The sequence below is a fragment of the Streptomyces saintjeani genome (assembly GCF_055409605.1).
Genome location: NZ_CP189624.1, coordinates 73,149 through 93,795, shown reverse-complemented (window position 1 = coordinate 93,795; position 20,647 = coordinate 73,149). Strand labels below are relative to the sequence as shown.

Sequence of the window (20,647 nt, the reverse complement as noted above, 5' to 3'; positions counted from 1 at the left end):
TCTTCCTCAACTCCCGGTTGCCGACCTCCAGTTCTCCACATACGTCGACAGGTTCGCGGAGACGTCGTTCCAGTCCGGCGTGAAGACCTCCACCCCGGCCATCAGCTCGGCCAGCGCGGTGGCGTCGGCGTCCGTGCCCTTGACGTCCTTGCGGGCGCTGAAGCCGCCGCCGATCGAGCTGACCTCCTGCTGGGCCTCGCGGCTCAGCAGGAAGTCGAGGAGCTTCCTGCCGTTCGCGGAGTGCGGGGCCTTGGTGACGAGGCCGGCCGCGTAGGGGAGGGCGAAGGTGGTCGGCTTCTTGTTCTGCGGCGCCGGGAACCAGATCCCCAGGTTCGGCATCGTCTTCGCCTGCGCGTAGTTCATCTGCACATCCCCGTTCGCGACGAGGAGTTCACCCTTGTCGACCTTGGGCGCGAGCTTGCCGGTCGAGGCGGAGGGGCCGACGTTGTTGGCCTGGAGCTTCTTGAGGTAGTCCAGCGCGGGCTTCTCACCGCCGAAGTCGTGCATCGCCTTGACCAGCACGGCCGTTCCGTCACCGGCGACACCGGGCGTCGAGTACTGGAGCCTGTTCTTGTACTTGCCGTCGAGAAGCTCCTGCCACGTCGTCGGCGGCTGCTTCAACTCCTTCTTGTCGTAGACGAACCCGAAGTAGTTGTCGACGACAGAGGTCCAGGTCCCGTCGGCCGCCCTGGTCGCGGTGTCCGACCCCTGCGGCGCGTACTTCTGCAACAGGCCCTTGCCGTCGGCCTGTTGGATGAACGGCGGGAGCGTGACGAGGACGTCGGCCTGCGGGTTGCTCTTCTCGCGGACGACACGCTGCACCATCTCGCCCGAACCCCCCTCCACGTACTCGACCTTGATACCGGTCCGCTTCGTGAAGTCGGCGAAGACCTTGTCGTACCAGCCGTCGCCGTTCTCCCCCTTGAGGCCGTCGGCGCTGTACACGGTGACGACCTTGGCGTCGGAGGAGGCGGCAGAGGTCCCGCAGGCGGAGGCGAGGACGAGGAGGGACACGGCGATGCTGAGCTTGACGGCGTTACGGGGCATGGCGGTTGGACTCCAGATGTTCAGCGGTACGACGCTCTTGTACGGACCCGGGACACGGCGAACAGGACGAGCAGAGTGGCTGCCATCAGCACCACCGCGAGCGCGGACCCCGCGAACAGGGCACCCCGGTCGGTGGCGGAGTGGATCAGGACCGGCAGCGGGGTCCAGTCCGGCGGATACAGCATCACCGTGGCGCTCAACTCGCCCATGGACAGGGCGAAACAAAGGCCCACGGCGGCGGTGAGCGACGGCAGCAGCAGCGGCAGCCTGACCCGCCACAGCACGTACGAGGGACGCGCGCCGAGCGAGGCCGCCGCCTGTTCGTACGCCGGGTCGAGCCGCGTCAGCGCCGCCGACACCGACTGGTACGCGAACGCCGCCACCAGCACGGTGTGCGCGAGGATCACGATCCACCGCGTGCCGTTCAGCAGCAGCGGCGGCTTCGAGAACGCGACCAGCACCGCCAGCCCCACCACGACCGACGGCACGGCGACGGGCAGCACGAACAGGGCGTCCAGGAACCGCCGTTGACGCTTCTTGAGCGCGGCCCCGGCGAGGGCGGCCCAGGTTCCGACGGCCAGCGCCAGCAGGCTCGCGGCGGTCGCCGTGAACAGGCTCGTGGTGAGGGCCTTGAGGGAGTCGCCGCTCGTCGCGGAACGGTAGTTGGCGGTCGTCAGCCCCGATGGCAGGACGCCGGACCAGTGCGTCGCGAACGACGCGCCGAGGATGACGAGGAGAGGCAGCGCGAACAACGGCAGGAACAGGACGAAGAACACCGCCCACACCGCCCACCTGGCCCCACGGCTATGCGCCAGCACGACGGCTCACCACCCGGTACACCGCGTAAAGCCCCACGGACAGCACGACGTTGACGACCGCCACCACGCACGCGCCCGCGTAGTCCGACTCCAGGATCGCCTTGCTGTAGATCAGCAGCGGCAGGGTCGTCACACCCTTCGCCCCGGTGAACAGCACGATCCCGAACTCGTTGAGGCACAGCACCAGGACGAGGCTCCCGCCGGCCGCGAGCGCGGGCAGCGCCTCGGGCAGGATCACCCGCCGCACGATCCTCGGCGCCCGCGCACCCAGACTCGACGCCGCCTCTATCTGCGCGGTGTCGAGCTGCGAGAACGCCGCGAGCAGGGGCCGCATCACGAACGGCGTGAAGTACGTGACCTCCGCGAGCAGCACACCCCAGGGCGTGGTCAGGAAGTGGAACGAGCCGACGATGCCGGTCGTGCCGTAGATGAACAGCAGGGCGAGCGTGATCAGGAACGACGGGAAGGACAGGAACACGTCCACGAACCGCGCGACCGCCTTCGCCCCGGGGAACGGGACGAACGCGATGACCAGCGCCAGGAAGAACCCCAGCACCAGACACCCGGCGGTGGAGGCGAGCGCCAGCCACACGGTCGTCCACAGCGCCTGCCGGAACGCCTCCGAGGCGAAGACGTCCGTGTACGGCTGGAGGGATGTACCGCCGGAGTCGGGCTGGAAGGACTGCTGGACGACCAGGGCCAGCGGATAGAGGAAGAAGACGGCGAGGAGGGCGACCGGAGGCAGGGTCCACAGCAGGCGTCTAGTCATGGAGCAGCACCGCGTCCTCGGGGGAGAAGTGCAGGGTGACGTGCGCGCCGTGGACCGGAGGGTCCCGCAGCTCGCGTACGTCGGCCATGACCGTGTGCCCGGCGACCTCGACGTACAGCCGGTGCGTGGCGCCGCGCCACTGGATCTCCCGTACGGGGCCGGTGAGTTGGTTCGGCCCCTCGCCCAGCCCGACGAGATGCGGCCGGACGCACAGCGTCGCCGGACCGGTCACGCCCTTCGCGGCGACCTCCATCCGCGTCCCCGCGAACTCCGCGACCCCGTCCGCCACTCGCACCGGCAGCAGGTTCGCCCCGCCCACGAACGACGCCGTGAACTCGTCCCCCGGCGCCCGGTACAGCTCCCGGGGCGTCCCGCACGCCTGCAACCGGGCCCGGTCGAGCACCGCGATCCGGTCCGCCAGCGTCAGCGCCTCGACCTGGTCGTGCGTGACGTACAGGATCGTCACGTCCGGCAACTCCCGGTGCAGCCGGGCGAGTTCGGCGAGCATCTCGGACCGCAGCCGGGCGTCCAGCGCCGACAGCGGCTCGTCCAGGAGGAGCACCTCGGGGCGGATCGCCAACGCCCGCGCGATGGCGACGCGTTGCTGCTGGCCGCCGGACAACTCCCGGGGACGGCGCCGCGCGTACGCCCCCATCCCGGTCAACTCCAGCGCCTCACCGACCCGTTGCCGGATCTCGCTCTTGTCGGCGCGACGCGCCTTGAGCCCGAACGCCACGTTGTCCTCGACCCGCATATGGGGGAACAGCGCGTACTGCTGGACGACCATCCCGATGCCCCGCTGGTACGGCGGCACGTCGGTCACGTCCCGTTCGCCGAGGAACACCCGCCCCGCCGAAGGCCGCACGAACCCGGCGACGGCCCGCAGCGCGGTCGTCTTCCCGGACCCGGACGGCCCGAGCAGCGCCATCACCTCACCCGGCTCGACGGTCAGGTCGAGCGCGTCGAGGACGGTGTTCCCCTCGTAGGCGACGCTCACGGAGTCGAAGCGGATCACGTCAGGACTCCGGGCAACTCGGCGACGGAGCCCAGCACATGACCGGCCCCGGCCGCCCGCAGCGCCTGAGCGTCGTGCGCCCCGGTGAGCACCCCCGCGACGACCCCGGCCCCGGCGCGCACCCCGCTGAGCACGTCGTACGAGGTGTCCCCGACGACCGCGACCTGCCGGACGTCCTCGGCGGCCTTCGTCCGCACGAACGCCTCCAGGACCATGTCGGGGTACGGCCGCCCGCGCCCGCCCGCGTCCGCCGGGCACAGGGTGAGCGCCGCGAGGCCCTGCCAGCCGAGCGCGTCGAGGATCGCGTCCTGGGTGACGCGGGCGAAACCGGTGGTCAGGACGACCGTCCGGCCCTCGGCGGCGAGCTGTTCGATGGCCTCGCGGGCGCCGGGGAGCGGGGCGATCAGGCCGTCCGCGACGAGGTCGCCGTACGCCTGCTCGAAGGCGGTGCTGGCGCGCTGGGCGGTCTCCTCGGTCCGGAGGAGGTGCCGGAAGACGGAGATCTTCGACTCGCCCATCGTGGTGCGGACGTAGGCGAGCCGGTCGGGGGTGGGGTCGAGGCCCAGCGAGCCCAGAGCGGTGGTGAAGGCGCGTTCGACCAGGCCGCCGTCGGCGACGGTCGTACCGGCCATGTCGAGGACGACGAGGCGGATGTCGGTGGTCATGTCAGTCACCAGCCCAACTGGTCTGCGGTGGTCTCGGCGATGGCGGGCGCGCAGGTCATGCCGCGTCCGCCGGGGCCCGTGACCAGCCAGACGCCGTCGCGGACCTGTTGGCGGTGCACGACACGGCTCGTGTCGAGGCACTGCGCGTACACGCCCGCCCAGCGGCGGCGGATCGGCGGGAGGGGGCGGCCGAGGAGGGACTCGACGACGCCGGTCAGGTGCTCGTAGGGGTCCTCGACGGTGTCGAAGGAGAAGGGGTGCTCGTACTCGTGGGTGTCACCGACGGTCAGGCCGCCGTCCGCGCGCTGCACCATGAGGAGCTGCATCCGGTGCTCGGCCGCCGTACCGGGCTGCGGCCGGCGGGAGTTGAGGGCGTCCAGGGCGGGGGAGGCGTACGCCGGGTAGTAGCGGAAGCTGTCCGCGTCCGCGACCGAGGTGGTCAGGGGTTCGCCGAGCGGCGCGGTCTGCATCATCTGCAACCGGACGCGCCGCACGGGGAGTCCGGGCCCGGCCAGCTCCCGCACCAGGCCGCCCAGCCAGGCGCCGGTGCACAGGACGACGGCGTCGCCCGTGTGCACGTCGCCGTGGTCGTCGCGGACCGCGTGCTCGCCGGTCACCTCACGGACCTCGCGGCCCGGGAGGAACGTGTAGCGGGGGGACTTGAGGAGTTCGGCGCGCAACGCCCGCTGCGCGGTGCGGGGTTCGACCGCCGCGTCCCGCGCGCAGTACAGGGCCGCGTCGAACTCCCCGCGCAGCGCCGGGTTCAGCGCCCGCGCCTCGCCCGGCATCAGCAGCTCGTACCCCCGCACGTCCGCGTCGCCCCGCGCCGCCGCGTACTCGGCGACGGCGCGTTCGAGGCCGCCGCGTACGACGGTCAGGGAACCGTTCGCACGGAAGCCGAGCGCCGGGACGCGCTCGCCGATCCCCTCCCACAGCTCCCTCGCGCGCAGCGCGGCCGACAGCTCCTCGCCGTCCGCGCGTCCGCTGACCCAGACGAGCCCGAAGTTGCGCAGCGACGCGCCCCGGGCCTCCGCCTCGCGCTCGATCTGTACGACCTCGTGGCCGCGTTCCAGTGCTTGCCAGGCGTGCAGGGTGCCCACCACGCCGGCTCCGACGACTATCACTCTCACGACCGCCACGCTCCTCGCTGTGCGGAAACCGGAAGGGTCCGGCTGACGACGTGAGCATGAACCGGCCATCACATTTGGGCTAGACCCGTTATCTTTTCGTGATGATCGGAGGGGGTGTGAAGGGGGTTATTTCAGTTCTTGAGGTGCGCCGAGAACGAGAACCGGTCCCCCCGGTACAGGCTCCGCACCCGCTCCAGCGGACTGCCCTCCGCGTCCCGCGACACCCGGTGGATCAGCAGCATCGGCAGCGCCGGGGGAGTCCCGATCAGCAGCGCCTCGCGCGGCGTCGCCAGCACCGTCTCGATGCGCTCGTCCGCCTGGCCGAGCCGGATGCCCTGGCCGCCCATGTAGGCGTAGAACGAGGAGTCCGGGTCGAACTCGGCGTCCAGGCGCGGGAGCCGGGCGACGGAGACGTACGTGCTCTCCAGGCCCACCCGCTCGTCGTCGGCCAGCAGGACCCGCTCCAGGTGCCACACCGGCTCGCCGCGCGTGAGCCCCGTCTCCTCGGCCAGCGGCGCCGGGCACGGGAACCGGTCGAGGGCGACCAGGCTGCGGCCCGGCGTCCGGCCCTGCCTGCGCACGCCCTCCGTGTAGCTGGCCAGCGCGAGCGGCTGCTCCAGCTTCGGCCCCGCGACGACGGTCCCCCGGCCCTGCCGGCGCAGCTTGCCCTCCAGCAGCAACTCCCGCAGTGCCTGCCGCACCGTCTCGCGCGCCACGTCGTACCGCTCGGAGAGATCCCGCTCGGTGGGGATGACACCACCCTCGCCGAGGTCGCTCACGAGGTCGTCTATACGGGCCTTGACCGCGTAGTACTTGGGCACACGGCCGTGCTCGGGGACACCGGCGCGGACGGGAGCGCCGGGGTGCTGATCATTCGGGTAGTCCACGGGTGGACCGTACACGGACCCCGCCGCGACCCCGTCGTACGACGGCCGAACCGCTCCTTGCTGCATCATGCACACCTGCGTAGCGTCGACAGCGCCCCACGGAGGTGCGCGATGACCGAGCTCCGACTCCCCTTACCTGCCGAAGGCCCCCTGGAACCGCCCGCCGCCTGGGCCGACCTGCGCCGTGAGTGCCCGGTCGCGTCCGTCCGGCTCCCCAGCGGCGACGAGGCGACGCTCCTGACCCGCTACGACGACATACGCACCCTGCTCTCCGACCCCCGCTTCGCCCGCCCGGCCGCCGGGGACGGCGCCGCCCGGCTCGCCCCCGAGGGTGGGGGCGGCCCCGTCGTCGACGGCGAACTCCAGGACGTCATACCCGACCGGGGTGAAGGCCATCAGCGCTGGCGGCGGCAGGTCGGCAAGTACTTCACCGCCAAACGCATGACCGCCCTGCGCCCCGCGATCACCGAGCGGGCCGACCGGCTCGTCGACAGCATGGCCGCGCAGGGCCAACCCGCCGACCTGAAGGGCGCGTTCGGGTTCCCGCTGCCCGTGTACGTGATCTGTACGATCCTCGGGGTCCCCGCCGAGGACAGCGACCGCTTCGCGCACTGGTCCGATGCCTTCCTCAACGTCAGCCGGTGGACGAAGGAGGAGAGCGCGGCGGCGTACGAGGAGTTCGACGCGTACATGTCCCGGCACATCACGCACGTCCGCGAGCACCCCGGCGACGACCTGATCAGCATGCTCATCGCCGACCAGCCGGACGTGACCGACGCCTGGCTGCTGCGCACCGGCATGGGACTGCTCGTCGCCGGACACGAGACGACCGCCAACGCCATCGGCAAGACCGTCGCAATGCTGCTGGCCGACCGGGAACTGTGGGAACTCCTGCTGGCCGAGCCGGAGTTGGTGCGCACGACCGTCGACGAGGCGCTGCGCCTGGACGTCAACCTCGGCTTCGGGCTGCGGCGTTACCTCACCGAGGACGTCGAGGTCGGCGGCTCGGTGCTGCCGCGTGGCGCCACCGTCGTGTGCGCCCTGCCCGCCGCCAACCGGGACGCGGCGGCCTTCGAGGACCCGGACCTGATGCTCCTGTCCCGCAGCCCCAACCCGCACCTCTCGTTCGGCGCTGGCCCGCACGCCTGCCTGGGACAGAGCCTCGCGCGGACCGAACTCCAGGTCGCCCTGGAGGTGTTGCTCAGGCGGCTGCCCGCGCTGCGGCTCGCCGTACCGGTCGGTGAACTGCGGCGCCTGGAGGGGCTGTTGGTGGGCGGGCTGAGTGAAGTGCCGGTCACGTGGTGAGAGTCGCCGTCGACCGTTCGCTGTGCTGCGGCGCCGGGAACTGCGTCCTCGTCGCGCCCGGGGTGTTCGACCAGGACGAGGACGACGGGGTCGTGGTGCTGCTCACCGAGACGCCGGCTTCGTCGGACGAGGCTGCGGCGCGGGAGGCGGCGGCGATGTGCCCCGCCTCCGCGATCACGTTGCGTGACGATATTTACCGGAATGCTTGATGGGTGAGCCGGCCCCGGGGTGAGGCGGGGCCCTTCCGAAAGGCCGACGAACACGCCCAACGTCCGTGAGGACTCCCCGAGTTGGGCCTGGAACGAGTCGCCCGCCCTCCATGTTCATGGGGGTACGCGGCCGGAAATCGTCAGCGGGCGCACGGGCCGACTAGAGTGCGGTGATCGTCGACGCGTACCCCGAAAAGTGAGGTGTACGCCTCTGAGAGACGGAGAATCACGGAATGACCCGGGGGAGACCCGAGCGCAAGCAGCGTGCCAACGGAGTGGAGTCGCGGCGGCGCATCCTCGACGCGGCAGTCGAGATCGCGGGGGAGCGGGGGTACGAGGGCACGTCGATCGCGGCCGTCAGCGCCCGGTGCGGGCTGCCCGCCAGCTCGATCTACTGGCACTTCAAGGACAAGGACGACCTGATCGCCGCCGTCATCGAGCGCAGCTTCGAGACCTGGCTGACGGCCGTCGAACTGCCCGGCGAGGACGCGGGGACCCCGCTGGAACGGGTCACGACCATGGCCGCGAACATCGCACGGTCCCTGCTCGACGCGCCCGACTTCGTGCGGCTCGGGCTGATGCTCGCGCTGGAGCGGCGGCCGGTCGAACCCCGGGGGCGGGGCGTCTACCTGGACGTCCGGGAGGCGGCGCGGCAGCGGATCGCCGAAGTCGTGCGGACGCTGTTCCCGGGGGTGGACGAGAGCGCTGTGGCCGTCCTCGTCACGTACGCCGTCGCCGGGTCCGACGGGCTGTTCGTCCAGCAGGAGATCGGCGGGGACATCGATCTCGTCGGGATGTTCGAACTGCACGCGCGGACGGTGTACTCGATGGCGGAGGGGATGCCGACCGGGGGGTGAGGCCGGTCGGCGCGCTGCGGTGCGTCTCAGACGGCGTGCCGCTGCCGGTGTGCGCTGTGCTTCGGCCGGAGCGCCGCCGCCGGCACGTGCTGCGCCGCCCGCCGAAGGCCGTGTCAGGCCCGCGCCTCGACCACCGCGAACACTCCGCGCACCCGGTTGCCCTCCAGGTCGGTCCACGCGCCGGTCACATGGCCGAGCGCGTCCGCCGGAGGGGTGTCCGCCACGGCGGTCAGGAGCCGGTTGAAGCGGACGGCGGGGCCCTCCGGCGTCGTGAGGATCGTGCCCCCGGCCGTCTCGGTCACCGTCACCTCGCCGGCCAGCAGCGGGGCCCCGCCCGCGTACGCGTGGGTGACCTCCTCGTCCAGGGCGTCGCTCGTGCTCTGGGCCTGGGCCGGGATGCGCCCCTCGAAGAACGCCGCCAGGGCGCCGGTCAGCACCGGGTCGTGGACGCCGTCGTACACCCAGCGCTGTCCGAGGACGCCGTGCTCCAGGGTCGTGATCAGCGCGTGGTCCGCGCCGGGGAGCGGGGCGGAACGGTAGGTGAGGGGGACCAGGTAGGCGTGCGGGCCCTCGGCGTCGGTGGCGACGAAGAACTCGATGCCGACCTCGCCCTCGGGGTCGTCGAGACGGAAGCCCCCGGCCTTGGCGAGCCGCGGGGTGGCCGTACCGCCCTGGTACCACGCGCGCGTGGGGAGCCACGGGGTGAGGAGTTCGGGCTTGGTCGGCTTGAGCCAGGTGCGATGAATGATCGACATGTTCAGGGATTCTCCATCAGGGTCCGCGATGATCGAAACTGTTCCTTCCGAGGTCGCGTCCTGAACGACTGAGCCAAGATCAACGACCGTGAGGACGGACGACCATGGCACGAACGAACACTCCGCGACGCCGCACCCTCCTCGCCCTGGGCGCCGGAGCGGCCCTGACGGCGGCGGTGGCGCCCTCGGCCCACGCCGCCACCAGGGACGTCTTCGCCGGCCTGGAGCAGGAGTACGCCGCCCGGCTGGGCGTCTTCGCCCACGACACGGCGACCGGGAGGACGCTCACGCACCGTGCGGACGAACGGTTCCCGATGTGCTCGGTGTTCAAGGCGCCGGCCGCGGCGGCCGTCCTGCGCGACGGCGTGGACCTGACGCGGCGCATCCACTACACGCGGCAGGAGCTGACGGACTCGGGATACGCGCCGGTCACCGAGAAGCACCTCGACACCGGCATGACCGTCGGGGAACTCTGCGCCGCCGCCGTCTCCCACAGCGACAACGCCGCCGCCAACTTCCTCCTGCGCGAACTCGGCGGCCCCACCGCCGTCACCCGCTTCGCCCGCTCCCTGGGCGACCCCGTGACCCGCCTCGACCGCTGGGAGCCCGACCTCAACTCCGCCGAACCCTGGCGGAAGACGGACACGACGACACCCCACGCGATCGCCCGCACCTACGCGCAGTTCCTCCTGGGCGACGTCCTCCCGCCCGCCGGCCGCACCCGCCTCACCTCCTGGATGATCGCCAACTCCACCAACGTCACGCGCTTCCGCGCCGGGCTCCCCGCCGACTGGACCCTCGCCGACAAGACGGGCGGCGGAAGTTCGTACGGCGTCGCCAACGACGTCGGCGTGGTGTGGCCGCCCGGCCGGGCGCCGCTGGTGATCGCGGTGCTGACGACGACGTACGCGGCCGAGGGGCCCTCGAAGAACGAACTGGTCGCGCGCGCGGCGGAGCTGGTGGCGGCAGAGCTGACCTGAGCGGATCGCGGGACGGCCGGCGGGGAGCGCTTCGCCGGCCGTTCGCGGTGCCGGACGGGATCGTCGCGGGAGCGAAAGTTTCCGTGACTCCCGTGGGGCCGGGTGACCTTGACGCTCCCGCTGGCGCGATGGCAGCTTTTTATCGCTACAAACGATCACCTCGACGTCGTACAAGTCACCGCATACCTCCCGGGGAGCAGCTGTGCCCAACGCCACCGCCGTCGTCAACCTGGACATCGAAGGGCCGACGATCAGCCGGCACCTCTACGGTCACTTCGCCGAGCACCTCGGGCGCTGTATCTACGGCGGGTTCTGGGTCGGGGAGGACTCCTGCATACCCAACGAGGGCGGGATCAGGCTCGACGTCGTCGAGGCACTGCGCGCGCTGAACATTCCCAACCTGCGCTGGCCCGGCGGGTGTTTCGCGGACGAGTACCACTGGCGGGACGGGATCGGGCCGCGCGAGGAGCGGCCCCGGATGGTCAACACGCACTGGGGGAACGTCGAGGAGAACAACCACTTCGGCACCCACGAGTTCATGGCGCTGTGCGAACTCCTCGGCGCGGAGCCGTACATCAGCGGGAACGTCGGCTCCGGGACCGTCCGGGAGATGAGCGAGTGGGTCGAGTACCTGACCCGCGACGGCGACAGCCCGATGGTGCGGCTGCGCAAGGACAACGGCCGCGAGGAGCCGTGGAAGGTCAGGTACTGGGGGATCGGCAACGAGACCTGGGGCTGCGGCGGCAACATGCGCGCCGAGTACTCCGCCGACCTGGCCCGCCAGTACGCCACGTACTGCCGCGACCACGGCGACAACAAGCTGTACCGGATCGCCTCCGGCGCCTCGGACGCCGACTACAAGTGGACCGAGACGCTGATGCAGCAGATCAGCTGTTTCGGATGTGACGCGACGCCCAGGAACTTCTTCCAGGGCGTGTCCGTTCACTACTACACACTGGCCGGACCGTGGGAGGCGAAAGGCAGCGCGACCGACTTCGACACCGACGACTACTACCGCACGATGCTCGCGGCCCGCCGCATCGACGACATCCTCACCGGACACTCCACCGTGATGGACATCTACGACCGTGGGCGCACGGTCGGCCTGGTCCTCGACGAATGGGGCACCTGGTGGGACGTCGAGCCGGGCACCAACCCGGGCTTCCTCTTCCAGCAGAACACCATGCGCGACGCGCTCGTTGCCAGCACGCACTTTGACATCTTCCACAAGCACGCGGCCCGCCTGCACATGGCGAACATCGCCCAGACGGTCAACGTCCTCCAGGCGATGATCCTCACCGACGGCGACCAACTGGTCCTCACTCCGACGTACCACGTGTTCGAGATGAACAAGGACCACCAGGACGCCACCTCACTCGCAGTCCACCTCAAGGCCGACGAGGCCCGACGCACCGTCGCCGGGACGGAACTCACGACCGTCTCCGTCTCCGCCAGCGTCAAGAACGGCAAGGTCCTCGTCTCCCTCTCCAACCTCGACGCCGAAGAACCGGCCGAGGTCACCCTCGATCTGCGGGGAGGTACCCTCGGCGCCCCGGTCGCCCGGCTCCTGACGGCCGGCCGGATCGAGGACCACAACACGCCCGAGCGGCGGGACACGGTCGCGCCGCGCCCCTTCGACGGGGTGAAGACGACGGACGACGGCCTGACCCTCACCCTGCCGCCGCACTCCTTCCTCACGTTCCAGGCCCCGCTGAACTGACCCGTGGCGACCATCCAGGACGTGGCGAAGGCGGCCGGGGTGTCCGCGATGACCGTCTCCAACGTCATCAACGGCCACCCCCACGTACGGCGGGAGACCCGGGACAGGGTCCTCGCGGCGATGACCCGGCTCGACTACCGGGTCAACGTCGCCGCCCGCAACCTCCGCAAGGGCCGCACCGGCACGATCGGCCTCGCCGTGCCCGAGGTCGACAGCCCGTACTACAGCCGCCTCGCCGCCGGCGTCATCGCCGCCGCCGGACGCCACGGCCTGCGCGTCGGCATCGAACAGACCGGCGCCACGCGGGAGAGCGAACTCGACGCCCTCTCCCTCTCCCGCAACCGCCTCTACGACGGCCTCCTGCTCAGCGCCGTCGGCCTGGCGCAGACCGACGCCGAGCGCCTCACCGTCGAGCACCCCGTGGTCGTGCTCGGCGACCGCATCGTCGGCGGGCCCGTGGACCACGTCGGCATGCCGAACCTGGAGGCGTCCCGGGCGGCCGTCGCCCACCTCGTCGAGCGGGGCTGCCGACGGATAGCGCTGGTCTGCGGACAGACGGCCGAGATCGACACGTCCAGCCTGCGCCACGCCGGGTACCGGCAGGCCCTCACCGACGCGGGGGTGCCGTACGACCCCGGGCTGGTCCGCGAGGTCGGCCGGTTAGGGCTCGCCGAGGGCGCCCGGTGCGCGCGGGACATGGTCGCCGGGGGCCTGGACTTCGACGGCGTGTTCTGCGTGACCGACACCCTCGCCATGGGCGTCCTGCGCGGCCTCGCCGACAGCGGCGTACAGGTGCCCGGCCAGGTCAAGGTCATCGGGTTCGACGACATCGCCGAGAGCGCGTACCTCGTCCCGTCCCTCTCCAGCGTCGACCCCGACCACGACGGCATGGCCGAACGCGCCGTCACCCTCCTGCTCACCCGCATCGACCAGCACGAACCCCCGCCCCGGTACGAGGAATTCGTGAGCGGTTTCACGCTCGTGATCCGCGAGTCGACCGGCGGCCCGCAAGGAGAGACCCGATGAACCGCGCGCCCCTCTTCCGCGACCCCGTCCACGACGGCGCCGCCGACCCGACGGCCGTCTGGAACCGCGAGACCGAGGAATGGTGGCTGGTCTACACCAACCGCCGCACCACCGCGCAGGGCCCCGGCGCCGCCTGGGTCCACGGCACCGACCTCGGCGTCGCCGTCTCCGCCGACGCCGGCCGCACCTGGACCTACCGGGGCACCCTCCCCGGCCTGGACACCGAGTGGGGCCGCAACACCTTCTGGGCACCGGAGATCATCTGGCACGACGGCCTCTACCACCTGTACGTCAGCTACATCCGGGGCGTCCCCGACTCCTGGGCCGCCCCCGCGAGCATCCGCCACTACACCAGCCCCGACCTCCTCGCCTGGACCCACCACGGCCCCCTCGACCTCGACTCCGAGCGCGTCATCGACGCCTGCGTCCACCCCCTGCCCGACGGCGGCTGGCGCATGTGGTTCAAGGACGAGACCAGGGGCTCGGCCACCTGCGCCGCCGACAGCCCCGACCTGTACGAGTGGAAGCCGACCGGCGTCGTCCTCGACCACCGCCCGCACGAAGGCCCCAACGTCTTCACCCTCGGCGGCGCCCACTGGATGCTCGTCGACGAATGGCGCGGCCAGGGCGTCTTCCGCTCCGACGACCTCACCACCTGGGAGTACCAGGGCCTCGTCCTCGACACCCCCGGCCACCGCGTCGACGACGGCAACATCGCCCACCACGCCGACGTCGTCGTCCAGGGCGACACCGCGTACGTCTTCTACTTCACCCACCCCGGCCGCCCGCCCGGCATCACCGACGACGACGGCACCCACCGCACCCGCCGGTCCTCCCTCCAGGTCGCCACGGCCACGGTCGTCGACGGCGTCCTGCACTGCGACCGCTCGCCCGTGGAGCTGAACCTCAGGCCGATCTGACCTGTGAACGGGGGCCGCGCGGGCAGAGAAGGCGTCGTACGGCGGTGCGTCGAGGAAAGTGCCTGGTGACGCGGGGTTGGTCGGGTACACGTCACGCGGTATCGTCGCTCCGACATCGACGGCAGAACGGAAGCCGGTGGAATCCCGGCACGGTCGCGCCACTGTGTGCCCCTCCTCACTCCGTGAGGCAGAGGTGAGTCAGACCCGTAGCCGTCGTACGGAGCACCACCGAGACGGGACGCGAACTCCCGAAGGAGGCCCTGCATGGCGCAGCACGTCGCCCAGCCGACCACCGCCACCACCCCGCTCAAGCTGCCGTTGAAGGCCATCGCCCCCTGGGCCGTCTTCTTCGGCGTCCTCATGCTGATCCTGCTGTACTTCGTCGGCGCCGAGCAGGGCGCCACCTCACTCCTCTCCGGCGAAGAGGTCCACGAGTGGGTGCACGACGCCCGCCACCTGCTCGGCTTCCCCTGCCACTGACCCGAGGGACGCCGACACCCCCATGAACTCCGCAACCGTACGGAACCTGCTCGTGCGGGGCATGCTCGCCGGTCTCGCGGCCGGCGTGCTCGCCCTGATCGTCGCCTACTTCCTCGGCGAGCCCTCCGTCGACAAGGCGATCGGCTTCGAGGAGGCCCACTCCCACGAGCACGGCCACGAGGTCGAACTCGTCTCCCGCTCCCTCCAGTCCACCGCAGGACTCGCGACCGGAGTCCTCCTCTACGGCGTCGCCTTCGGCGGCATCGCGGCCCTCGCGTACTGCTTCGCCCTCGGCCGGGTCGGACGCTTCAGCCCCCGGGCCACCGCGCTGCTCCTCTCCGGCTGCGCGCTGGTCGCCGTCTACGTCGTCCCGTTCCTCAAGTACCCGGCCAACCCGCCCGCCGTCGGCAACGGCGACACCATCGGCAGGCGCACCACCCTGTACTTCCTGATGCTGCTGCTCAGCGTCCTGCTCGCCGTCGCCGCGACCCTCCTCGGCAAGCGGCTCGCGCCCGACCTGGGGAACTGGTGGGCGACGGTCGTCGCGGTGGCCGCGTTCGTCGCCGCGACCGGGCTGGCGTACGCGTTCCTGCCGTCCGTCGACGAGGTGCCCGCCGACTTCCCCGCGACCGTCCTGTGGCGGTTCCGGCTCTCCGCGCTCGCCATCCAGGCGACCCTGTGGACCGGATTCGGGCTCGCCTTCGGGGAGTTGGCGCACCGGCTGCTCCGGCCCGATCCCGTGCCCCGGCGGGAGACCGTCACCGTCTGACACCTGAGGGCCTCGACCGCGGGGCCCTCACGTGTTTCCCGTTTCCCGGCCCCGGTGTGGAGCGGAGGAACCCCGTGCCCAACTCACCACGGCCCCGCCGGATCGTCCTCGGCGGGCGTGAGGCGGTGGCGCTGACCGTCCCGGAGTACGAGCGGTTGATCGCCAGCCGGCGGCAGGTCGGCGGGCAGAGTGCGCGGGTGCGGGTGCTCGCGGAGCAGGTCAGGCGTACGGAGCGGCTGGTGGCGGAACTCGAGGCGTTGGCCGGGGGGCCGGTGCCGTGTCATCGGGTGCCGGCCGACGACTGTCTGCGGTGTGCGGTCGCCGGGGTGCTGCGGAGGTATCGGGGGCAGCGGACGTGAGACACGAGGGGGGAGGCGTGGAGACGACCGCCATCGCGACGGCTCTCCCGACGGATCCCGTCCGGGCTCAGCGGCGCGTCCTGCGGGTACTGGTCGCCTCCCAGGTCCTGAGCGGGATGGGGCTGGCCGCCGGTGTCACCGTGGGCGCCCTTCTGGCGCAGGACATGCTGGGGTCCACACGGCTCGCGGGGCTGCCGAGCGCGCTGCTGACCGGGGGTGCCGCGCTCACCGCCGTAGCCGTCGGACGGGTCTCCCACCACCGTGGGCGCCGTCCCGGGCTCGTGCTCGGCTATCTCACGGGGGTGCTCGGCGCGGCGGGGGTGATCGTCGCCGCTGTCCTCGGCAGTCCGGTGCTGCTGTTCGCCGCGATGTTCGTGTACGGGGCCGGCTCGGCGACGAACCTTCAGGCCCGGTACGCCGGAGCCGATCTCGCCGCGCCGGGGCATCGGGCCCGGGCCGTGTCGACGGTGCTGGTCGCGACGACGCTGGGAGGTGTGGCCGGGCCCAACCTCACGGCGCCGATGGGGGAGGTGGGGGCGGCGCTGGGGATTCCGGAGCTGGCGGGGCCCTTTCTGCTGTCCGGCGGGGCGTATGCGCTGGCCGCGCTGGTGCTGACGGTGAGCCTTCGCCCGGACCCGCTGGTCCTGGCGCGGACCCTGGCCGGGGAGACGCCGGTGAGCGCCCTGCCGGAACCCCGCAAGGGAGGCGGCGTCACGCTGGGCGCGCTCATCATGGTCGTCACCCAACTCGTCATGGTCTCCGTGATGACGATGACGCCGGTCCACATGCACGACCACGGGCACGGGACCGCCGCGTCCGGGCTGGTCATCGCCGTCCACATCGGCGCCATGTACCTCCCCTCCCCGCTGACCGGCCGCCTCACCGACCACTTCGGCCCGCTCCGCATGGCGACGTCCTCCGCGCTCACCCTCCTGACCGCCGGCCTGGTCGCCGCCACGGCCCCGGAGAACTCGGTCCCCCTCCTCACCCTGGCCCTCGCCCTCCTCGGCCTGGGCTGGAACCTCGGCCTGGTCTCCGGCACCGCCCTCATCACCGAGTCCATCCCCCTCACCAACCGCGCCAAGACCCAGGGCCTGGTGGACGTCTCGATCTCCCTCGCGGGTGCCACCGGCGGCATCTCATCGGGCCTGATCGTCACGGCGACGAGCTACCCGACCCTGGCCCTCACGTCGGGAGCCCTGGCCCTGACCCTCCTCCCGGCGATCGGGGCGACGGCGTACGCGAAGCGCGGGGCGTGAGCGCCCGTCGCCGGGAGGCGGCACAGTCGCGTCCATGCTCCAGGTCTGCCTGTGTCGCCCACCGAGTCGGGGGCGGAGGACGAGCGATGCCCAACCCCGAGAACGGCATCTGCCAGAGGCGGACGTGCCAGTCGCCCGGCGACGTGAAAGATCGACACACCGGCCCGGCCCCGTCGCGAGGAGCTCCGCATGGACCACAAGGACGTCGACGCCGCTGTGGCGGAGATGCTGCGGGTGCTCGGCCCTCGCACCGCCGAGGACTGGACGGTGCCGGCCGGGCCGCTCGCATGGACCTGCTGGGAGACGGCAGCCCACATCGGCCACGACCTGCTGGCCTACGCGGCGCAGCTGGCCGCGCAGCCCACCGACAGTTACCTCCCCATCGACCTGAACGTCCGCCCCACCGCCTCACCGGCCGAAGTCCTCCAGGCCGCCACCGCCTGCGGCGGACTGCTCAGCAGCACCCTGGCCACAGCCGCCCCGGCCCTGAGGGCCTGGCACTGGGGCCCGTGCGACCCCGGAGGGTTCGCCGCGATGGGCGTCGCCGAAACCCTGCTGCACACCCACGACATCACGCAGGGCCTGTCCGTGGACTGGCTGCCCCCAGCACCACTGAGCGCAGCAGTCCTCACCCGCCTCTTCCCCACGGCCCCGCCCGGAGACCCCACCCAGGTACTCCTCTGGTGCACCGGCCGCAGCGAACTCGCCGGCCTTCCCCGCCAGACCTCCTGGAGATGGCAAGCAGCACAACCGGACTGACCGACCAGACCCCGTCCGTAGGCTCCCGGTCACAGCACTGGCGCGGTCCGGCGATGAGGCGGTGTTCCACCGAGTCGTCATCGGCCCCGACCGGGTCGTCCGTCACGCCCGCACGGACGCCGCCGCGCGCCGCCTCCCCGCGCGGGCGGCCATCCGCCGCGCTCGGCCTCGGTATCCGTACGCCGCTCCCGCGGGCCGAAGGCGAGGGATACCTGGTGCTGAGCCGTATCCCCGGAGAACCGCTCAAGGGTGACGGCGGAGACGAGGTGGCCCGGCAGTACGTGGACCTGCTGAACGCGCTCGCGCGGGCAGGGGAGCGGGCGCGACGGGGACGAAGGGGAGCTCATCGACGGGTTGAAGGGGTACCGGGGTCCGCGGTGAAGGTCAGTGGCCCGCTTCCCGTGAGCTCGTGCCCAACCCTCGGCGGAGCCCCAGCGGCACCGGTAGGTTCTCCCCCGTGACCTTGATGGAGACGCAGGGCCTCGCGTCGATGAGCGATGGGGCGCAGGTGCATTGGACGGCGCTGGGGGACACGACTCGGCGGCTGCCCGTGGTCATGCTCCATGGGGGTCCGGGTCTGCCGGACTACCTGGGCGACGTCGCGCCGATGATCGCGGACCTCGCACCCGTGTACCGGTACGACCAGCGCGGCACCGGCCGGTCCCCGTGGGAGGGCCGCCATTCCCTCGCCCTGCACGTCGACGACCTCGCCGAACTGCTCGACGCGTGGGAGGTGCCCGAGGCCGTGCTGATCGGGCACTCCTACGGCACCGACCTGGCGAGCCGGTTCTGTCTGGCGCACTCCGACCGGGTCGCCGCGCTGCTGCTGATGTGCGGGCCGTTCGTCGGTGACTGGCGCACCGGGTACCGGGCGGAGCGCGAACGCCGCATGTCCGCGGCGCAGCAGGAGCGGCTCCGCGAATTGGAGGAGGCACAGCGCCGCACCGAGGAGCAGGAAGCCGAACTGCTCACGCTGGCCTGGTTCACCGACCACGCCGATCCCGGACGCGGGTGGCGCTGGGCCGCGCGGGATGCCCGGCAGCGGCGCCCCGTCAACTGGGCCATGAACAGCGAACTCGGCACGGCAGGACGCGCGGACCCGCTGGACGAGCACCTCGCCGACCTGCGTGCGCACCTGCCCGCGCGAACGGAACTCCTCGGCGGGGCCGACGATCCCCGCCCGCTGCCGGCCCTCGAATCACTCGCGTCCCGGCTCGGCCTTCCACTGACGCGGATCGAGAACGCCGGGCACGAGCCCTGGCTGGAACAGCCCGACGCCGTACGTGCGCACCTTCGCGGATTCGTCCAAGGCGCGACGGGCACATAAGACTTCGCCCGGTCCGTCGGCCGGCATCGTCCAGGACGCCGGCAGCGCGCGGAACGTGCCCTGTCCGGCAGCCTCTTCGAGGAGGTCCGACACCGACCTGGACGTACCGGTCGCAGCTGGCGCACCCTTCGGGGCGAGAGGCGTAGTGGAGAAACTCCAACACCTGCTCAAGATCCTTGTGTCCGGCACGAGATCCGTCCGTGTCCGCCCCGCCGCAGACTGATAGGGAGTGACGACCCGACTCCCCGTCGACCCAAGGACCGCATCCGTGAGCGAGCGCGTACTCACCCCCCGCAACCGGGGCTTCCTCTTCCTCGACTCCCACCCGGCGGGCTGCGAGCGCCTCGTCGCCGACATGTGGCAGGCGTGCCCCGACCCCGCCACCGCCCCGGCACAGACCGGCCCGGTCGCCCTGGTCATCGGCTCCTCCGCCGGGTACGGCCTCGCGGCGACCCTCGCAGGGCTCAAGCGCGCCGGCATCCGGGGCATCGCCGTCTGCTTCGAGAAGGCCCCTACGCAGCGCCGTACCGCCACCGCCGGCTGGTACCGCACCGCCGCCACCGCAGACCTCGCGCGCACCGCCGGACGAGACCTGGTCTTCCTGAACGGCGACGCGTTCTCCGACGGGATGAAGGACCAGGTCGCCGACCTGATCGAGACCCGCTTCGGCGGCAAGCTCGACCACCTGATCTACTCCGTCGCCGCGCCCCGCCGGACGGACCCCGACACGGGGACGACGTACGCGTCCGTCCTCAAGCCCATCGGACAGGCAGGCCGTACGAAGACCCTCGTCTTCGACGACCAAGGCGTTCCCGAGGTCCGCGAGGTCGAGACCGCGCCCGCCGAGGGCGACGACGTCGAGCAGACGGTCGCCGTGATGGGCGGCGCGGACTGGGAGCGCTGGATCGACCACCTCTGCGCGCGCGACCTGCTCGCCGAGGGCTTCTCCACCGCCGCCCTGTCGTACATCGGCTCGCACCTCACCGAGGCCATCTACCGGCAGGGCACCATCGGCGCGGCCAAGGCCCACCTGGAGGCCACCGCCCGCACCCTGGACGAGCGGCTCGCCAAGGCGGTCGGCGGCAAGGCGGTCACCTCCGTGAACGGCGCCGCCGTCACCCAGTCCTCGACGGCCATCCCCGGCATCGCCCTCTACACCGGTCTGCTGCGCGGCGTCCTCGGCGACGACATGGTCTCGCCGATCGGCCAACTCGCCGCCCTCTGGGACCAGTTGACCGGCGTCACCCCGCTCGACCTGGACGACGAGGGACGGGTCCGGCTCGATGCCTGGGAACTCACCGACGCCGTACAGACCGCCGTCGCGGAACGCTGGGACGCGGCGACGACCGACACCATCGCCGATCTCGCCGCCCTCGACTGGTTCCACGCGGAGGTGCGGCGCCTGTACGGGTTCGCCGTGCCCGGCGTCGACTACGCGGCGTCGGTGGAGACGGACGTGGCCTGGCCCTAGGGCGGGCCGCCGGCTCCGTGCGGCGTTGCTCCTCGCGCGGGAGGCAGCCGCCCTGACCAGCGCTTTCGAGGCCGGAACTTGACCTCGGCCGCTACCCTCGACCCGGTACGGCAGCGGATC

22 protein-coding genes are annotated in these 20,647 nt (G+C 71.7%); 14 read left to right on the top strand and 8 right to left on the bottom strand.

Translation table 11 applies throughout. The annotated features are described in order from the left end of the window. Positions 1-6 precede the first annotated feature (6 nt). From ACQCO7_RS00430 to ACQCO7_RS00400, 7 genes are all read right to left on the bottom strand, one after another. Entirely contained in the window at positions 7-1,047 is a 1,041-nt protein-coding gene (locus ACQCO7_RS00430; protein ID WP_464069833.1) for a 2-aminoethylphosphonate ABC transporter substrate-binding protein, read from the bottom strand. A 20-nt stretch (positions 1,048-1,067) separates the two neighbouring features. Beyond that, positions 1,068-1,865 (bottom strand): ABC transporter permease, encoded by a 798-nt coding sequence (locus tag ACQCO7_RS00425; protein ID WP_464069832.1) that lies wholly within the window; start codon positions 1,863-1,865, stop codon positions 1,068-1,070. Continuing rightward, the gene (locus ACQCO7_RS00420) at positions 1,852-2,634 is read right to left on the bottom strand and encodes a 2-aminoethylphosphonate ABC transporter permease subunit (RefSeq protein WP_464069831.1); all 783 of its coding nucleotides are present in this window, start codon (positions 2,632-2,634) and stop codon (positions 1,852-1,854) included. The genes ACQCO7_RS00425 and ACQCO7_RS00420 overlap by 14 nt, the downstream gene beginning before the upstream one ends. Further along, positions 2,627-3,649: an ABC transporter ATP-binding protein gene (locus ACQCO7_RS00415; RefSeq protein WP_464069830.1), complete on the bottom strand. Its 1,023-nt coding sequence runs from the start codon at positions 3,647-3,649 to the stop codon at positions 2,627-2,629. Before ACQCO7_RS00415 ends, ACQCO7_RS00420 begins: the two co-directional genes overlap by 8 nt. Further along, entirely contained in the window at positions 3,646-4,314 is a 669-nt protein-coding gene (locus ACQCO7_RS00410) for an HAD family hydrolase (RefSeq protein ID WP_464069829.1), read from the bottom strand. Before ACQCO7_RS00410 ends, ACQCO7_RS00415 begins: the two co-directional genes overlap by 4 nt. A gap of 5 nt (positions 4,315-4,319) precedes the next feature. Further along, positions 4,320-5,444, bottom strand: a complete 1,125-nt coding sequence (locus tag ACQCO7_RS00405; RefSeq protein WP_464069828.1) for a TIGR03364 family FAD-dependent oxidoreductase — start codon at positions 5,442-5,444, stop codon at positions 4,320-4,322. A gap of 131 nt (positions 5,445-5,575) precedes the next feature. Continuing rightward, on the bottom strand, positions 5,576-6,331 hold the full coding sequence (locus ACQCO7_RS00400) for a GntR family transcriptional regulator (RefSeq protein WP_409114234.1): 756 nt from the start codon (positions 6,329-6,331) through the stop codon (positions 5,576-5,578). 111 nt (positions 6,332-6,442) lie between these two features. Here ACQCO7_RS00400 and ACQCO7_RS00395 point away from each other — a divergent pair, with 111 nt between their 5' ends. The 3 genes from ACQCO7_RS00395 (at position 6,443) to ACQCO7_RS00385 (ending at position 8,702) form a co-directional block, all read left to right on the top strand. Continuing rightward, a complete protein-coding gene (locus tag ACQCO7_RS00395) occupies positions 6,443-7,636 on the top strand; it encodes a cytochrome P450 (protein WP_464069827.1) in 1,194 nt (397 codons plus the stop codon). Then, entirely contained in the window at positions 7,630-7,845 is a 216-nt protein-coding gene (locus ACQCO7_RS00390; protein ID WP_464069826.1) for a ferredoxin, read from the top strand. Before ACQCO7_RS00395 ends, ACQCO7_RS00390 begins: the two co-directional genes overlap by 7 nt. 233 nt (positions 7,846-8,078) lie before the next feature. Further along, complete coding sequence (locus ACQCO7_RS00385) at positions 8,079-8,702, top strand: TetR family transcriptional regulator (RefSeq protein ID WP_464069825.1); 624 nt, start codon at positions 8,079-8,081, stop codon at positions 8,700-8,702. A gap of 113 nt (positions 8,703-8,815) precedes the next feature. On the opposite strand, the gene ACQCO7_RS00380 is transcribed toward ACQCO7_RS00385, so the two are convergent. Continuing rightward, complete coding sequence (locus ACQCO7_RS00380; RefSeq protein WP_464069824.1) at positions 8,816-9,457, bottom strand: maltokinase N-terminal cap-like domain-containing protein; 642 nt, start codon at positions 9,455-9,457, stop codon at positions 8,816-8,818. 104 nt (positions 9,458-9,561) lie between these two features. On the opposite strand from ACQCO7_RS00380, the gene bla reads away from it, so the two are divergent. The 11 genes from bla (at position 9,562) to fabV (ending at position 20,527) form a co-directional block, all read left to right on the top strand. Next, on the top strand, positions 9,562-10,437 hold the full coding sequence (gene bla, locus ACQCO7_RS00375; RefSeq protein ID WP_464069823.1) for a class A beta-lactamase: 876 nt from the start codon (positions 9,562-9,564) through the stop codon (positions 10,435-10,437). Positions 10,438-10,639: 202 nt separating this feature from the next. Further along, a complete protein-coding gene (locus tag ACQCO7_RS00370; protein ID WP_464069822.1) occupies positions 10,640-12,157 on the top strand; it encodes an alpha-N-arabinofuranosidase in 1,518 nt (505 codons plus the stop codon). A 3-nt stretch (positions 12,158-12,160) separates the two neighbouring features. Then, positions 12,161-13,183 (top strand): LacI family DNA-binding transcriptional regulator, encoded by a 1,023-nt coding sequence (locus ACQCO7_RS00365; protein WP_464069821.1) that lies wholly within the window; start codon positions 12,161-12,163, stop codon positions 13,181-13,183. Further along, on the top strand, positions 13,180-14,103 hold the full coding sequence (locus ACQCO7_RS00360; RefSeq protein ID WP_464069820.1) for a glycosyl hydrolase: 924 nt from the start codon (positions 13,180-13,182) through the stop codon (positions 14,101-14,103). Before ACQCO7_RS00365 ends, ACQCO7_RS00360 begins: the two co-directional genes overlap by 4 nt. 264 nt (positions 14,104-14,367) lie before the next feature. Then, positions 14,368-14,583, top strand: a complete 216-nt coding sequence (locus ACQCO7_RS00355; protein ID WP_010357447.1) for a CbtB domain-containing protein — start codon at positions 14,368-14,370, stop codon at positions 14,581-14,583. Between the two features lie 22 nt (positions 14,584-14,605). Next, a complete protein-coding gene (locus ACQCO7_RS00350; RefSeq protein WP_464069819.1) occupies positions 14,606-15,352 on the top strand; it encodes a CbtA family protein in 747 nt (248 codons plus the stop codon). A gap of 74 nt (positions 15,353-15,426) precedes the next feature. Beyond that, complete coding sequence (locus ACQCO7_RS00345) at positions 15,427-15,711, top strand: hypothetical protein (protein WP_464069818.1); 285 nt, start codon at positions 15,427-15,429, stop codon at positions 15,709-15,711. Between the two features lie 17 nt (positions 15,712-15,728). Then, positions 15,729-16,970 (top strand): MFS transporter, encoded by a 1,242-nt coding sequence (locus tag ACQCO7_RS00340; protein WP_464069817.1) that lies wholly within the window; start codon positions 15,729-15,731, stop codon positions 16,968-16,970. 189 nt (positions 16,971-17,159) lie between these two features. Continuing rightward, positions 17,160-17,729, top strand: a complete 570-nt coding sequence (locus ACQCO7_RS00335) for a DinB family protein (protein ID WP_464069816.1) — start codon at positions 17,160-17,162, stop codon at positions 17,727-17,729. A 466-nt stretch (positions 17,730-18,195) separates the two neighbouring features. Then, the gene (locus ACQCO7_RS00330; RefSeq protein ID WP_464077119.1) at positions 18,196-19,056 is read left to right on the top strand and encodes an alpha/beta fold hydrolase; all 861 of its coding nucleotides are present in this window, start codon (positions 18,196-18,198) and stop codon (positions 19,054-19,056) included. A 268-nt stretch (positions 19,057-19,324) separates the two neighbouring features. Next, on the top strand, positions 19,325-20,527 hold the full coding sequence (gene fabV, locus ACQCO7_RS00325) for an enoyl-[acyl-carrier-protein] reductase FabV (RefSeq protein ID WP_464069815.1): 1,203 nt from the start codon (positions 19,325-19,327) through the stop codon (positions 20,525-20,527). The last annotated feature ends 120 nt before the right edge of the window (positions 20,528-20,647 follow it).

Bases quoted from the DNA above. Each gene is read 5' to 3' on its own strand.
- ACQCO7_RS00430 (WP_464069833.1), bottom strand. From the start codon at position 1,047: ATGCCCCGTAACGCCGTCAAGCTCAGCATCGCCGTGTCCCTCCTCGTC.
- ACQCO7_RS00380 (WP_464069824.1), bottom strand. From the start codon at position 9,457: ATGTCGATCATTCATCGCACCTGGCTCAAGCCGACCAAGCCCGAACTC.
- ACQCO7_RS00350 (WP_464069819.1), top strand. From the start codon at position 14,606: ATGAACTCCGCAACCGTACGGAACCTGCTCGTGCGGGGCATGCTCGCC.
- ACQCO7_RS00335 (WP_464069816.1), top strand. From the start codon at position 17,160: ATGGACCACAAGGACGTCGACGCCGCTGTGGCGGAGATGCTGCGGGTG.
- ACQCO7_RS00420 (WP_464069831.1), bottom strand. From the start codon at position 2,634: ATGACTAGACGCCTGCTGTGGACCCTGCCTCCGGTCGCCCTCCTCGCC.
- ACQCO7_RS00360 (WP_464069820.1), top strand. From the start codon at position 13,180: ATGAACCGCGCGCCCCTCTTCCGCGACCCCGTCCACGACGGCGCCGCC.
- ACQCO7_RS00355 (WP_010357447.1), top strand. From the start codon at position 14,368: ATGGCGCAGCACGTCGCCCAGCCGACCACCGCCACCACCCCGCTCAAG.
- ACQCO7_RS00385 (WP_464069825.1), top strand. From the start codon at position 8,079: ATGACCCGGGGGAGACCCGAGCGCAAGCAGCGTGCCAACGGAGTGGAG.
- ACQCO7_RS00395 (WP_464069827.1), top strand. From the start codon at position 6,443: ATGACCGAGCTCCGACTCCCCTTACCTGCCGAAGGCCCCCTGGAACCG.
- ACQCO7_RS00330 (WP_464077119.1), top strand. From the start codon at position 18,196: ATGGAGACGCAGGGCCTCGCGTCGATGAGCGATGGGGCGCAGGTGCAT.
- ACQCO7_RS00410 (WP_464069829.1), bottom strand. From the start codon at position 4,314: ATGACCACCGACATCCGCCTCGTCGTCCTCGACATGGCCGGTACGACC.
- bla (WP_464069823.1), top strand. From the start codon at position 9,562: ATGGCACGAACGAACACTCCGCGACGCCGCACCCTCCTCGCCCTGGGC.